The sequence below is a fragment of the Leisingera sp. ANG-S5 genome, from assembly GCF_000813925.1.
Lineage (GTDB): Bacteria > Pseudomonadota > Alphaproteobacteria > Rhodobacterales > Rhodobacteraceae > Leisingera.
Genome location: NZ_JWLH01000043.1, coordinates 1 through 641, shown reverse-complemented (window position 1 = coordinate 641; position 641 = coordinate 1). Strand labels below are relative to the sequence as shown.

1 pseudogene is annotated in these 641 nt (G+C 65.8%); it reads right to left on the bottom strand.

The features are described from left to right. Nucleotides 1-215: 215 nt before the first annotated feature. A pseudogene (locus RA25_RS22035) lies at nucleotides 216-641 on the bottom strand (AAA family ATPase); the annotation flags it as partial.

Here is a 641-nt window from a genome sequence, read left to right as displayed (position 1 = left end):
AGTTCCTGCAGCGCCGCCTGGGCAGAGGCGTCCGAGGCCACCTGGGCAATCGGCGCGGCGCCGACGCTGGACGGGGTGCCAAGCGCGGGTTTGCCGGCAGGCGCCGCTGACAGGTAATCACTTTGCGCCGGGGAGAGCCGTTTGCGTTTTGCCATGATCCTCGTGCCTCTTTCCGGTTGGGGTGCTCACTCTACCCCAAATCTCTTGTTAGGGCCTTAGCCCGCCGCGCGCTGTTCGGCCTCTTGATGCAACACCTCGCGCCGCCAGACGCCGATCAAGAGCTTCTTGAAGGCGGCATAGGTCTCGTCAAAGGTCTCGCGCCCTCTCGCATAGGTCTCGCGGTTGAAGTCGCGGTAGTCGGCCTCGTAGATGCCGCTCACCTGCTCCCCCGCTTGACCGATCAGCGCGGTGAAATCCTGCTTATGGGGCGACAGCACCCGGCCCATATAGGCCTGCATGAGGGCGGCCAGCTCGCCCTGCTGGGCGCCGTCGTAGCGGGTGATGACGGCGCGCACCGCGTCCCATTCGAAACTGAGGCCGGGCCGGCCCAGGGCGCGGGCGGCCAGGTTCTCGCCCTCTTCGATGCTGGCAAAGGTCGAATGCAGCATGTCAAAGAAGCGCCCCGTCGAGTCGAACTCCAG